Origin of the sequence: Leisingera sp. JC11 (genome assembly GCF_040704725.1) — a bacterium.
GTDB lineage: Bacteria > Pseudomonadota > Alphaproteobacteria > Rhodobacterales > Rhodobacteraceae > Leisingera.
Genome location: NZ_JBFCVS010000004.1, coordinates 94,919 through 106,967, shown reverse-complemented (window position 1 = coordinate 106,967; position 12,049 = coordinate 94,919). Strand labels below are relative to the sequence as shown.

12 protein-coding genes are annotated in these 12,049 nt (G+C 63.8%); 9 read left to right on the top strand and 3 right to left on the bottom strand.

Annotated elements, in window-relative coordinates:
• Positions 1 to 6: 6 nt before the first annotated feature.
• Positions 7 to 363 carry a hypothetical protein gene (locus AB1A62_RS06130; protein WP_366660642.1) on the bottom strand — a complete coding sequence of 119 codons (357 nt, stop codon included), beginning with the start codon at positions 361 to 363 and terminating at the stop codon, positions 7 to 9.
• A gap of 35 nt (positions 364 to 398) precedes the next feature.
• On the bottom strand, positions 399 to 1,121 hold the full coding sequence (locus AB1A62_RS06125) for a DUF599 domain-containing protein (RefSeq protein ID WP_366660641.1): 723 nt from the start codon (positions 1,119 to 1,121) through the stop codon (positions 399 to 401).
• An 80-nt stretch (positions 1,122 to 1,201) separates the two neighbouring features.
• Here AB1A62_RS06125 and AB1A62_RS06120 point away from each other — a divergent pair, with 80 nt between their 5' ends.
• The 7 genes from AB1A62_RS06120 to AB1A62_RS06090 all read left to right on the top strand — a co-directional run bounded on the left by AB1A62_RS06120 (position 1,202) and on the right by AB1A62_RS06090 (position 8,081).
• Positions 1,202 to 2,650 (top strand): FAD-linked oxidase C-terminal domain-containing protein, encoded by a 1,449-nt coding sequence (locus AB1A62_RS06120; RefSeq protein WP_366660640.1) that lies wholly within the window; start codon positions 1,202 to 1,204, stop codon positions 2,648 to 2,650.
• Positions 2,651 to 2,700: 50 nt separating this feature from the next.
• A complete protein-coding gene (locus AB1A62_RS06115) occupies positions 2,701 to 3,819 on the top strand; it encodes an FAD-binding protein (RefSeq protein WP_366660776.1) in 1,119 nt (372 codons plus the stop codon).
• Between the two features lie 3 nt (positions 3,820 to 3,822).
• A complete protein-coding gene (gene glcF, locus AB1A62_RS06110) occupies positions 3,823 to 5,145 on the top strand; it encodes a glycolate oxidase subunit GlcF (RefSeq protein WP_366660639.1) in 1,323 nt (440 codons plus the stop codon).
• 177 nt (positions 5,146 to 5,322) lie between these two features.
• A complete protein-coding gene (locus tag AB1A62_RS06105) occupies positions 5,323 to 6,054 on the top strand; it encodes a trypsin-like serine protease (protein WP_366660775.1) in 732 nt (243 codons plus the stop codon).
• Complete coding sequence (locus AB1A62_RS06100; RefSeq protein ID WP_366660638.1) at positions 6,051 to 6,866, top strand: trypsin-like serine protease; 816 nt, start codon at positions 6,051 to 6,053, stop codon at positions 6,864 to 6,866. The genes AB1A62_RS06105 and AB1A62_RS06100 overlap by 4 nt, the downstream gene beginning before the upstream one ends.
• Positions 6,867 to 7,000: 134 nt before the next feature.
• The gene (locus AB1A62_RS06095; RefSeq protein WP_366660637.1) at positions 7,001 to 7,465 is read left to right on the top strand and encodes an Hsp20 family protein; all 465 of its coding nucleotides are present in this window, start codon (positions 7,001 to 7,003) and stop codon (positions 7,463 to 7,465) included.
• 217 nt (positions 7,466 to 7,682) lie between these two features.
• Complete coding sequence (locus tag AB1A62_RS06090) at positions 7,683 to 8,081, top strand: globin domain-containing protein (RefSeq protein WP_366660636.1); 399 nt, start codon at positions 7,683 to 7,685, stop codon at positions 8,079 to 8,081.
• A gap of 27 nt (positions 8,082 to 8,108) precedes the next feature.
• On the opposite strand, the gene AB1A62_RS06085 is transcribed toward AB1A62_RS06090, so the two are convergent.
• Positions 8,109 to 9,581: an NAD-dependent succinate-semialdehyde dehydrogenase gene (locus tag AB1A62_RS06085; protein WP_366660635.1), complete on the bottom strand. Its 1,473-nt coding sequence runs from the start codon at positions 9,579 to 9,581 to the stop codon at positions 8,109 to 8,111.
• A 183-nt stretch (positions 9,582 to 9,764) separates the two neighbouring features.
• On the opposite strand from AB1A62_RS06085, the gene AB1A62_RS06080 reads away from it, so the two are divergent.
• Together AB1A62_RS06080 and AB1A62_RS06075 are read left to right on the top strand one after the other, a co-directional pair.
• Positions 9,765 to 10,550: an alpha/beta hydrolase gene (locus tag AB1A62_RS06080; RefSeq protein WP_366660634.1), complete on the top strand. Its 786-nt coding sequence runs from the start codon at positions 9,765 to 9,767 to the stop codon at positions 10,548 to 10,550.
• A 190-nt stretch (positions 10,551 to 10,740) separates the two neighbouring features.
• Complete coding sequence (locus AB1A62_RS06075) at positions 10,741 to 11,949, top strand: aminopeptidase P family protein (protein WP_366660633.1); 1,209 nt, start codon at positions 10,741 to 10,743, stop codon at positions 11,947 to 11,949.
• Positions 11,950 to 12,049: the final 100 nt, after the last annotated feature.

The following is a 12,049-nucleotide window of genomic DNA, read 5'->3' as shown; positions in this document are numbered from 1 at the left end:
TGAAAGTCAGGGCAGGGGGAGGATGTATGTTTCTTCGCCCCAGCCATCCACTATGCAGCGGGCCTGGACTTGCACTTGAGTTGTGCCGTTAGGGATCTGCACGCCGCTCAGGGACCGGGTGAAGGGCTGTTCGTTTTCGTGCGGATGTGCCAGCACGCGCAGCCCCAACTCATTCCCTTCCATGTCCAGCACCCGCCAGCCGTCGGCGTAATGCTCCCAGCCGGTGTCGGGATGAGAGAGGGTGACGCTGAAGGACCAGCTGCCGCCGGATTGGCGGGCGGTGGCGTTCTCGATCACCGGCTCGTCGGCAAAGGCGGGCAGGGCGGCAGCACTGAACGTGCAGATTAGAAGCAAATGTCTCATGCCCGCACCATAGCTTTTGAGGCGGAGCGACGGTTTCACGAAACCGTGTCTCCTTTGCTTTCCGGCGGGATGCGCAGCAGGATCCGGCGGGAGTGCGAGACGAACTCCCGCCGGTACAGCACCGCCACGGTGATCAGCGCCGCCGCACCCAGCGGCAGGGAGCCTGCCAGCCAGGCCACCGCGGCCAGGGCGAAATAGGTCGACCGCATGCCGCGGTTGAAGCTGCGCGCGGCGGTGATGCTGATCTCAGCCGCCTGCGCGGCGCGGGGATAGGCGAGGTCATGAGCTGGATCATTCGGCACTGCCGCCATCAGCACCGCGCAATAACCGAACAGGCGGTGCGCCCAAACGAATTTCAGAAACGCATTGGACAACAGAAGCAGCACCACCAGGATCTTGACCTCCCAGACAAAGGCGGGGGCGCTGTCCTGGATCAGGTCCTCGGCCACCCCCGCCAGCTGCTCGGTATTGCCGATCAGTGCCAGCCCGCCGCCGATGGCAATCATCGCGGCAGAGGCAAAGAAAGCGGTCGCCTGACGCAGATTGCCCGCCAGCTGCGCGTCGAAGATCCGCGGGTCGTGCTCCACCATCCGCTTCATCCAGTCGCGCCTGAAATCCTCCATCAGAAGGGAGACGGAGAGCCGTCCGGCGGGCGGGTTCTCGATCCGCCAGCCGATCCACAGCCAGCCTGCGATCAGCAGGGCCAGCGCGGCGAGGTCAAGGAGGGAAAACTGCTGAAGGCGGGTGGTCCAGATCATGGGCTGACCCTAGCGCGGCAATCCATCCCTTGCCAGATGTGTAAAATTGGTAATATTATCTTACCAAAGAGGAGGCCCAAATGGAAATGCCATCCCCAAACCCCGCCATTCTGGCCCGCAAGGGCCGACTTGCTGAGCGGCTCTTGGCTGTGCTGCCTGCGGATGCAGTGATTCAGGACGAGGCGGAAACCCGCGCCTATGAGTGCGATGCGCTGACCGCCTACAAGTGCCCGCCTTTGATGGCAGTGCTGCCGCGAAGCACGCAGGAAGTTTCGGAGGTGCTGCGTATCTGCCACGAGGAAGGCGTGCCGGTTGTGCCGCGCGGGGCGGGCACCTCGCTCGCGGGCGGGGCGCTGCCGACCGCGGATTGCGTGATCCTGGGCGTAGCGCGGATGAACGAGGTGCTGGAGACCGATTACGACAACCGCATCATCCGGGTGCAGACCGGCCGCACCAACCTCAGCGTTTCCGGCGCGGTGGAGGAGGAGGAGTTCTTTTACGCTCCCGACCCGTCCTCGCAGCTGGCCTGTGCCATTGCCGGCAATATCGCGATGAACTCCGGCGGGGCGCATTGCCTGAAATACGGCGTCACCACCAACAACCTCCTTGGCGTGACCATGGTGATGATGGATGGCACGGTGGTGGAGATCGGCGGCGCCCATCTGGACGCCGGCGGGCTGGACCTGCTGGGCGTGATCTGCGGCAGCGAGGGACAGCTGGGCGTGGTGACCGAAGCCACCCTGCGCATCCTGCGCAAGCCGGAGGGCGCCCGGCCGGTGCTGATTGGCTATGACAGCAACGAGGTGGCCGGCGCCTGTGTCTCCGACATCATCAAGGCAGGCGTGCTGCCGGTGGCCATCGAATTCATGGACCGCCCCTGCATCGAGGCCTGCGAAGCCTTTGCCAAGGCAGGCTACCCGATGTGCGAGGCCCTTCTGATCGTCGAGGTCGAGGGCAGCCCTGCGGAAATCGATCACCAGCTGGGTTTGATTATCGAGATTGCCCGTTCCCACAACCCGGTGGAGCTGCGCGAGGCCGGCGACGCGGATGAGGCCGCCCGCATCTGGCTGGGCCGCAAGTCGGCCTTTGGCGCGATGGGGCAGATCAACGACTACATGTGCCTGGACGGCACCATCCCGGTGTCCTCGCTGCCCTTCGTGCTGCGCCGGGTCGGCGAGATGAGCAAGGAGTTCGGTCTGGATGTGGCAAATGTGTTTCATGCGGGCGACGGCAACATGCACCCTTTGATCCTGTTTGACGCCAACAAACCCGGCGACCTGGAAACCTGCGAGGCCTTCGGCGCCGAAATCCTGAAGCTGTGTGTCGAGGCTGGCGGCTGCCTGACCGGCGAGCATGGCGTGGGGATCGAGAAGCGCGATCTGATGCTGCATCAGTACACTGAGGCAGATCTGGAGGCTCAGTTGAAGGTTAAGGACGTGTTTGACCCGAAGTGGCTGCTCAATCCGGCCAAGGTGTTTCCGCTGTCGGTGACCGAGGGCCGCCGGGCCATGGCACTGGCTGCCGAGTGATGGGGGCTTTGCCCCCAAACCCCCAGAGTATTTGGACAAAGAAGAAGATGATGACACCAGGGAGCGAGGCGGAACTGGCCGAAGCCATTGCAGGCGCAAGCGGGCCACTCAGCATTCAGGGCGGCGGCACCCGCGGGCTGGCGGTGGAAGGCGAGGTCCTGAGCAGCCGCGGACTGTCCGGGGTTGAGCTTTATGAGCCTGGTGCGCTGACGCTGGTGGTCAAGGCGGGCACGCCGGTTGCAGAGGTGGAGGCGCTGCTGGCCGCGCAAAACCAGCGGCTGGCGTTCGAGCCGATGGACCACCGGGGGCTGCTGGGCACGAACGGCGAGCCGACCATTGGCGGGGTGATCGCGGCCGATGTGTCCGGACCGCGCCGCATTCAGGCGGGGGCGGCGCGGGATCATCTTCTGGGGGTGCGGTTCGTGGATGGGTCCGGCCAGGTGGTCAAGAACGGCGGCCGGGTGATGAAGAACGTCACCGGCTATGACCTGGTCAAGCTGATGTGCGGCGCCCATGGCACGCTGGGGGTTCTGACGGAGGTGTCGCTAAAGGTGCTGCCAAAGCCTGAGTGCAGTGGCACGTTGGTTTGGCACGGGCTTGGATGGACTGCGGCGCTGAAAGTCTTCTGTGAAGCTCTGAAGTCACCCTATGACGTGACCGGTGCAGGCAGGGTGCCGCAGGGGCGTGCTGGAAAATCGATGACGGTCATTCGGGTGGAGGGATTCGAAGACTCCGTCAAATACCGCCTGACAGAATTGCGGAGGCTCTTTTCTGACTTGAAACCTGATGAGCTGAACATCGACGCAGAAGAAAATACCCATATTTGGCAGTCCTTGCGCGACGCAGAACCGTTTCGCGGCAAAGCCGGAGACGTGTGGCGAACCTCGGTAAAGCCGACTGACATGCTCAAAGTAACAGGGCAGTGGGATTTCGAGCATGTTGCCGATTGGGGCGGCGGGCTGATCTGGAGCCTTGTGCCTGAAGGGGAGGATTACCGGCAGAAACTGGCAGATGTGCCCGGCCATGCCACGCTGGTGCGGGCCAGTGCCGACACCCGCGCGCGCCTCGGCGTATTCCAGCCGCAGCCCGCACCGCTGGCGGCCATCTCCGCGGGGCTGCGGAGCCAGTTCGATCCGCGCGGCATCCTCAACCCGGGCCTGATGGGGTAAGATATGCAGACCACTTTCACCGAAAAGCAGCTGCAGGACCCCGGCACGAAACGCGCCAATGAAATCCTGCGCACCTGCGTGCATTGCGGCTTTTGCACCGCGACCTGCCCGACCTATCAGGTGCTGGGCGATGAGCTCGATTCACCGCGCGGCCGCATCTATCTGATCAAGGACATGCTGGAGAACGAGCGGGTGCCGGACGCCAAGACCGTCAAGCACATCGACCGCTGCCTCAGCTGCCTGGCCTGCATGACCACTTGCCCCTCGGGCGTGCATTACATGCACCTGGTGGATCATGCGCGCGCCTATATCGAAAAGCACTATGACCGCCCGTGGAGCGACCGCGCCTTGCGCTGGCTGCTGGCGCGGATCCTGCCCTATCCGGGCCGGTTCCGGCTAGCGCTGCTGGGGGCCAAGCTGGCGAAGCCGTTCAAGGGGCTGCTGCCGGATGCACGGCTGCGCGCGATGCTGGACATGGCGCCCACCACCATCCCGCCGGTCAGCCGCAATGACGACCCGCAGAGCTTTGCGCCGAAGGCGCCACGCAAGAAGCGCGTGGCGCTGATGACCGGCTGTGCGCAAAAGGCGCTGAACACCGATATCAACGACGCCACCATCCGCCTGCTCACCCGGCTTGGCTGCGAAGTGGTGGTGGCCAAGGGCGTGGGCTGTTGCGGCGCGCTGACCCATCACATGGGGCGCGAGGTGGAAAGCCACGCCACCGCGGCGAAGAACATCCGCGCCTGGGCGGCGGAAATGGACGGGCAGGGGCTGGACGCCATTGTCATCAATACCTCCGGCTGCGGCACCACGGTCAAGGACTACGGGCATATGTTCCGAAACAGCGAACTGGCGGCGGATGCGGCACGGGTGTCAGGCATCGCCATGGATATCTCCGAATTGCTGATGCAGCTAGACCTGCCGGAGGGTGCAGAAAAAGGGCTGACGGTCGCCTATCACGCCGCCTGCTCGCTGCAGCACGGCCAGCAGATCAAGACCCACCCCAAGACACTGCTGAAACGCGCCGGTTTCAAGGTGGTGGAGCCTGCGGACAGCCACCTGTGCTGCGGGTCGGCGGGCACCTACAACCTGATGCAGCCGGAAATCTCTGCCGAGCTGAAGGCACGCAAGGTGAAGACGCTGGAGTCAAAACAGCCCGACCTGATCGCCGCCGGCAATATCGGCTGCATGATGCAGATCGGCTCCGGCACCGAACTGCCGATCGTGCACACGGTGGAGCTGCTGGATTGGGCCACCGGCGGCCCGCAGCCGCCGGCGCTGACGGCACCGGGCAAGCGCGCGCCGGAGGTGCCCGTCCTGCGCTGACCTCTTCGCAAAAGAATCGGGCTGCAATCACCGCGGGCTTGCCGTAATTTTGCCTGAACAGACAGATAATCTCCCAGCGGTGGATAAGAGGAGACGCATGTGAGGCAGTGGATTCTTGCGGTTGCAGCGCTCTTGCTGCCAGCCGCCGCATTGGCGCAAGACAGCCGTTTGCAGCGGATGGATACCCTTGATGCAGGCCGCAAGTGGGAAGCGGTCGGGCGTTTGGACGTGAATGGCAAGGGCTTCTGCACCGGCGCCCTGATCGCCCCGGACCTGGTGCTGACCGCTGCCCATTGCCTTTATGACAGCCGCACCAAGGCGCCGATCGACCCTGCCACCATCGAATTCCTGGCCGGCTGGCGCAACGGGCGCGCCTCGGCCTACCGCAGCGTGCGGCGGGCGGTGCAGCATCCCTCCTATGTCTATGGCGGCGAGCTGTCGACGGACCGGGTGCGCAACGATATTGCTCTGCTGCAATTGCAGCGCCCGATCCGCAACACCACCGTAACACCGTTTGAGACAGAGGAACGCCCGCGCAAGGGGGCCAAGATCGGTGTGGTGTCCTATGCCCATGACCGCTCCGAGGCGCCGTCCTTGCAGGAGGTCTGCGCGGTGATGGCGCGGCAGCAGGGGGTGCTGGTGATGTCCTGCGATGTGGATTTCGGCTCATCCGGCGCGCCAGTGTTCTCCTTTGAGGACGGCACTCCGCGGATCGTCTCGGTGGTCTCTGCCAAGGCGGAGGTGAGCGGCAAGCGGGTGTCGCTGGGATCTGCCCTGGCCGAGGAGCTGACCCTGTTGCAGGCGCAACTGACCGGAGTTGCCACCGGCGGGCAGCTGCCGCCCGGCGTGGGCCGGGTGAAGGTGGGGGAGCGGGCGAGTTCCTCCGGTGCGAAGTTCATCAAGCAATGATCTGGCGGGCGCTGATACTGGGTGTTGCCATGCTGGCGGAGGCCGGGGGCGCAATGGCCCAGGGCACCGGCCTGCGCCGCCTGACCGACCGCGATGACTTGTTTGGTTGGGAGGCCGTCGGGCGGCTGGAGCTGAACGGGCAGGGGTTCTGCACCGGCACGCTGATCGCGCCGGAGCTGGTCCTCACTGCAGCCCATTGCGTCTATGACCGGAGCGGGGAATTGCGCCCGGTGGAACAAGTCAGTTTCCGTGCAGGCCTGCGGGACGGGGCGGCGATAGCCGAACGCCAGGCGCTGCAGATAGCGGCGCATCCCGGCTACAATCCGCGCTCGCGCCTGAATATGGAAAACATCCGCCATGACGTGGCGCTGATCCGTCTGGCAGCGCCGATCCTCAGCGACCAGGCGGATGCCTTTGCGCTGCATTCGGGCCAGGATTATGGCAGTGAAATCTCAGTGACCTCCTATGGCCTGGGCCGGGCCGAGGCGCTGTCGCGCCAGCGCGCATGCAACCTGATGGGGGAGCATAAGGATGTGCTGATGATCGACTGCAACGTGACCTTCGGCTCCTCAGGGGCGCCGGTGTTCTCGCAGGTCGGCGGGCGCGGGCGGATTCTGGCGCTGGTCTCCGGCGGCGGCAATTATGCGGGCAGGCAGGTCGCGTTCGGCATGAAGCTGCCTGAGCGGGTGGCCGAGCTGAAGGCGCAGCTGAGCCGCAATCCGGCGGCCGCGCCGGACCGGCGGATCAAACGGATCCGGGTCGGCGGCGGCGGATCCGCGGGCGGCGCGAAATTTGTCAGCGTCGGCGACTGACCCGCCTCTTGAAGCCGTATTTTCCCTTCCTATCTCAGAATTATCCGGGCAGCCGCTGATTGGGGCCCGGAGTTAAAATCAGCCTGTCCCCGCGGGGAAGGCATCCTGAAATCGCTCATGAATGAGGATGGAAAATGCGTACTTTTGATTTTGCACCGCTGCATCGTGCCACTATCGGCTTTGACCAGATCGCCAGCCTGATGGACCGCGCCCTGAGCGCCGATGCCGCACAGTCCAGCTACCCGCCCTACAACATCGAGAAGACCGACGCCGACAGCTACCGCATTTCGATTGCTGTGGCCGGGTTTTCCGACGAAGACCTGAACGTCGAAGTGAAAGAAAACGCGCTGGTCGTGTCCGCCAAGAAGGCAGAGGACGGCGAAGGCCGCACCTTCCTGCACCGCGGTATTGCCACCCGCGCATTTGAACGCCGTTTCACCCTGGCCGATCATGTCCATGTGACCGGCGCCAGCCATGAGAACGGCATGCTGCATATCGATCTGCACCGTGAGGTGCCGGAGGCGCTGAAACCGCGCCGGATCGAAATCTCCTCCTCCCGCTCGAACCGCCCGGAGATCGAGGCCAAAGCGGTCAACTGATCGTCCGGACCCCGGTTCGTGCACAAGAAGCCCCCTGGCCCCGCCAGGGGGCTTTTTCCGGTTTCGCGGGGTTGTTCCGGCGGAGGCAGAAACGGGCCAGGGTTGCAAGACGCAACCGATTGTTAGGAATTTGGCGGCACACTGGGGCGGTTAATGGTCGTCGCACCGGTGTTTGACCGCCCGCCGGTGCTGTCAATGCGCGGTCCGGGTGAACTGCATGGGACCACAGCAGATACAGCATGTTCAGCAGAGCTTTGCCGGCATATTCGCCCGCAAGGCGGATCTGGCGGAGCGGTTCTATGTGCATCTGTTCACAATGCTTCCTGAGGTGCGGGTAATGTTCCGCGGCAACTTCGTGAAGCAGAAAATGATGCTGACAACGATGATCGCGTCCTGTGTGCGCAATCTGGATGATCCGCGCACGCTGGAAGATATCGGGGCCCAGCTGGCTCAGGAGCACGCCCATCTGGAGCTCGGCCCGCATGAGACGGAGGCGGCAAAGCGGGCGCTGATCGCCGCTTTGCGCGATGTTCTGGGGGCGGAGCTGGACCCGGAGACCGAGTCCGCCTGGGCCAGCGCCATCAGCCGGGTGGCCGGGACGATGACCCGGCACTGACCCGGCTGTGCCGGTCCGCGGGGCGGATCAGACCGCCATGCAGATGTATTTCATCTCCAGATAGTCTTCGATGCCGTGGTGGCTGCCTTCGCGGCCCAGGCCGGACTGCTTGACGCCGCCAAACGGTGCCACCTCGGTGGAGATGATGCCGGTGTTGACCCCGACGATCCCGTATTCCAGCGCCTCGGCCACCTTGTACACGCGGCTGAGGTCCTTGGCATAGAAATAGGACGCGAGGCCGAAGATGGTGTCATTGGCCATCGCGATCACCTCATCCTCGTCCTCGAACTTGAACAGCGGGGCGAGGGGGCCAAAGGTCTCGTCGGTGGCAAAGGCCATCTCCTGGGTCGCGCCCTTGACGATGGTCGGCTGGAAGAAGCTGCCGCCCAGTTCCGACGGGTTGCCGCCCAGGATCACTTCTCCGCCCTTGGCGGTGGCATCGGCGATATGCTCCTGCACCTTCTCGACCGCTTCTTTGTTGATCAGCGGGCCGAAGTGGATGCCGTCCTTGAGGCCGTCGCCGACGTTCATCTTCTCGACTGCGGCTTTCAGCTTTTCCGCAAAGGCATCGTAAACGCCGGCCTGCACATAGATCCGGTTGGCGCAGACGCAGGTCTGGCCGTTGTTGCGGAACTTGCACATGATGGCGCCTTCGACGGCAGCATCCAGATCGGCGTCATCGAACACGATGAACGGCGCGTTGCCGCCCAGTTCCATGGAGCATTTCATCACCGTGTCCGCGGCCTGGCGCAGCAGGATGCGGCCGACCTCGGTGGAGCCGGTGAAGGTCAGTTTGCGCACCGCGTCGTTCTCGCAGAACTCCTTGCCGATGTCGGAGGCGCGCGAGGACGGCACCACGCTGAACACGCCTGCCGGGATGCCCGCGCGGTCTGCCAGCACGGCCAGCACGATGGCCGACAGCGGGGTTTCCGCCGCCGGGCGGGCGACAAAGGAACAGCCCGCGGCAAGTGCCGGGCCTGCCTTGCGGGTGATCATCGCATTGGGGAAGTTCCAGGGGGTGATCGAGGCAGCAACCCCGATCGGCTGCTTGAGCACGGTAATCCGCTTGTCGCGCTGATGGCCGGGGATGGTCTCGCCGTAAATCCGCTTGGCCTCTTCCGCGAAGAACTCGATGAAGGAGGCGCCATAGGCGATCTCGCCGCGGGATTCCGCCAGCGGTTTGCCCATCTCGGCGGTCAGGATCACTGCCAGGTCCTCCTGGTTCTCCATCATCAGGTCGAACCACTTGCGCATCACATTGGCGCGCTCCTTACCGGTCCATTTGGCCCAGTCCTTTTGCGCCGCATCGGCCTGGGCAATGGCGCCCGCCACCTGGGCGCGGCTGGAGTCGGCGACCTGGGCGATCACGTCGCCGCGGGCAGGGTTGGATACGTCAAAGGTGCCTTCGCCATCGGCAAACTGGCCGCCTGTATAGGCGCGGGTTTCCAGCAGGCTGGGGTCTTTGAGCAGGGATTTCAGGTCAGTGATTGCGTCAAGCATGGCGGGCCTCCCGGGTGTTCTGTTGCTGGAATGCAAAGCAGTTGCGCATTGATATGTCCAGAAGGATTGATGAGTCCAGAATTTGATCAAATTTCCGGCGAAGATTTTTGAGGCAAGCAATTTGACATGTGCTGTGCCAGACTGTCTGGTAGCCGCAAAGAATAAGAACAGGGGAGACTGGGCATGGAATTGGATGATGCCTATGCCAACGGGGCCTATATCGAGAACGCAGACCAATACCCGCCGCGCTGGGCGGCCTCGGCGGAGGACTTCCGCAACAGCCTGCATGAGCGTGCCCGGCTCGACATTCCCTATGGCGAGGGGGAGCGGCAGCGGTTCGACCTGTTTCTGCCGGAGGGCACGCCCAAGGGATTGTTTGTCTTTGTCCATGGCGGCTATTGGCTGGCCTTCGACAAGAGCTCCTGGTCACACCTGGCGCGCGGCGCCATGTCGCACGGCTGGGCGGTGGCGATGCCGTCCTACGACCTGTGCCCTGACGTGCGGATCGCCGATATCACCCGGCAGATTTCAGCTGCGGTGACGCGGGTTGCGGAGGAAGTGGACGGCCCGATTGCCCTGGCGGGCCATTCTGCGGGCGGCCATCTCGTGGCGCGGATGCTGGACAGGGCGCTGCTGCCGCCCGAGGTCGGCGAGCGGATCAAGACGGTGATCCCGATCTCTCCGCTGGCGGATCTCCTGCCCCTTCTGCGCACTTCGATGAACCAGAAGTTCAAAATGGATTCCGCTGCCGCCGTGGCGGAAAGCCCGGTGGAGATGCAGGACCGTTTTCCGGCGGAGGTCACCGTCTGGGTCGGCGGAGAGGAGCGCCCGGCGTTCCTGGATCAGGCGGTCTGGCTGGTGGAAGCCTGGAGCGCGGATCACGTGATTGCCTTCGGCAAGCATCATTTCAACGTGATCGATCCTCTTGCGGATCCGGACAGCGATCTGGTGGCGCTGATTGTGAATTGAGCACGGCGGCGGTGGGCGGAATCGCCCACCCTATGGGGCGTAAAAAACTTCTTGCCAGAATCCGCATTCCGCCGCATCTTCCGGCTTAAGGGCCAGGCGATGGCGTCGCCGCATGGAATACATGCCAGCCCCCACATTCCAAAACTGTCCTGAACGCCGGGACCTTTCTTGTAAGAAGGAAGGGTCTGATATGACTGCACGTCCTGAAATGTACCGTTTTCACAACGGTGAGAAGGCGCCGCTGCAATTTGCCGTCTCTGAGTATGAGGCGCGGATCGCGGGCCTGCGCAAGATCATGGCTGACACCGGGGTGAGCGCTGCTGTCTTCACCTCGATGCACAACATCTCCTACTACTCGGGCTTCACCTACTGCGCCTTCGGGCGTCCCTACGGCCTGGTGGTGACTGCCTCCGAGGCCGTGACCATCTCGGCCGGCATCGATGCGGGCCAGCCCTGGCGCCGCTCGTTCTGCGACAACATCACCTACACTGACTGGCAGCGCGACAATTTCTGGCGTGCGATCAAGTCGGTAAGCGGTGAGGGCGCAGTGGTCGGCTATGAGAGCGATCACCTGACCCTGCTGCAAAAGGCCAAGCTGGAAGGCTTCCTGAAGCCGTCGCAGCTGGTGGACCTCTATGAGCCGACCATGCGCCAGCGGATGGGAAAATCCGCAGCCGAGCTCGACATGATCCGGGCCGGCGCCGCGGTGGCCGACGTCGGCGGCTTTGCGATCCGCGACGCGGTCAAGGAAGGCGCGCGGGAGATCGACGTGGCGATGGCCGGCCGCGATGCGATGGAGCTGGAGATCGCCAAGCGTTTCCCGGATGCGGAATACCGCGACACCTGGGTGTGGTTCCAGTCCGGCATCAACACCGACGGCGCCCACAACCCGGTGACGGGCCGCCGTCTGGAGCGCGGCGACATTCTGTCCCTGAATACTTTCCCCATGATTTCAGGATATTACACTGCCCTGGAGCGGACCATGTTCGTGAAGGAGGTGGATGCTGAATCCCTGCGCATCTGGGAGGCCAACGTGGCGGCCCATGAGCTGGGTATCTCGCTGCTGAAGCCGGGCGCGAGCTGTGCGGAAATCACCCACAAGATCAACGCCTTCTTTGAAGAGCGGGATCTGCTGCAGTACCGCACCTTCGGTTATGGCCATTCGTTCGGCGTCTTGTCGCACTACTATGGCCGCGAGGCGGGCCTGGAACTGCGCGAGGACATCGACACGGTGCTGGAGCCGGGCATGGTGATCTCGATGGAGCCGATGCTGACCATCGCCGACGGCCAGCCTGGGGCCGGCGGCTACCGCGAGCATGACATCCTGATCATCCACGAGGACGGCAACGAGAACATCACCAAGTACCCCTACGGGCCGGAGTTCAACGTCGTCGGCTGAGGCGGACTAAACTTGAAAATGCAGGGGGTGCCATCCGTGCACCCCCTGTACACCCCCTGTGCACCGGGCAAGTGCACAAGAAGCCGATTTGCGCTCGGCG

Bases quoted from the DNA above. Each gene is read 5' to 3' on its own strand.
- AB1A62_RS06130 (WP_366660642.1), bottom strand. From the start codon at position 363: ATGAGACATTTGCTTCTAATCTGCACGTTCAGTGCTGCCGCCCTGCCC.
- AB1A62_RS06125 (WP_366660641.1), bottom strand. From the start codon at position 1,121: ATGATCTGGACCACCCGCCTTCAGCAGTTTTCCCTCCTTGACCTCGCC.
- AB1A62_RS06120 (WP_366660640.1), top strand. From the start codon at position 1,202: ATGGAAATGCCATCCCCAAACCCCGCCATTCTGGCCCGCAAGGGCCGA.
- AB1A62_RS06115 (WP_366660776.1), top strand. From the start codon at position 2,701: ATGACACCAGGGAGCGAGGCGGAACTGGCCGAAGCCATTGCAGGCGCA.
- glcF (WP_366660639.1), top strand. From the start codon at position 3,823: ATGCAGACCACTTTCACCGAAAAGCAGCTGCAGGACCCCGGCACGAAA.
- AB1A62_RS06105 (WP_366660775.1), top strand. From the start codon at position 5,323: ATGGATACCCTTGATGCAGGCCGCAAGTGGGAAGCGGTCGGGCGTTTG.
- AB1A62_RS06100 (WP_366660638.1), top strand. From the start codon at position 6,051: ATGATCTGGCGGGCGCTGATACTGGGTGTTGCCATGCTGGCGGAGGCC.
- AB1A62_RS06095 (WP_366660637.1), top strand. From the start codon at position 7,001: ATGCGTACTTTTGATTTTGCACCGCTGCATCGTGCCACTATCGGCTTT.
- AB1A62_RS06090 (WP_366660636.1), top strand. From the start codon at position 7,683: ATGGGACCACAGCAGATACAGCATGTTCAGCAGAGCTTTGCCGGCATA.
- AB1A62_RS06085 (WP_366660635.1), bottom strand. From the start codon at position 9,581: ATGCTTGACGCAATCACTGACCTGAAATCCCTGCTCAAAGACCCCAGC.
- AB1A62_RS06080 (WP_366660634.1), top strand. From the start codon at position 9,765: ATGGAATTGGATGATGCCTATGCCAACGGGGCCTATATCGAGAACGCA.
- AB1A62_RS06075 (WP_366660633.1), top strand. From the start codon at position 10,741: ATGACTGCACGTCCTGAAATGTACCGTTTTCACAACGGTGAGAAGGCG.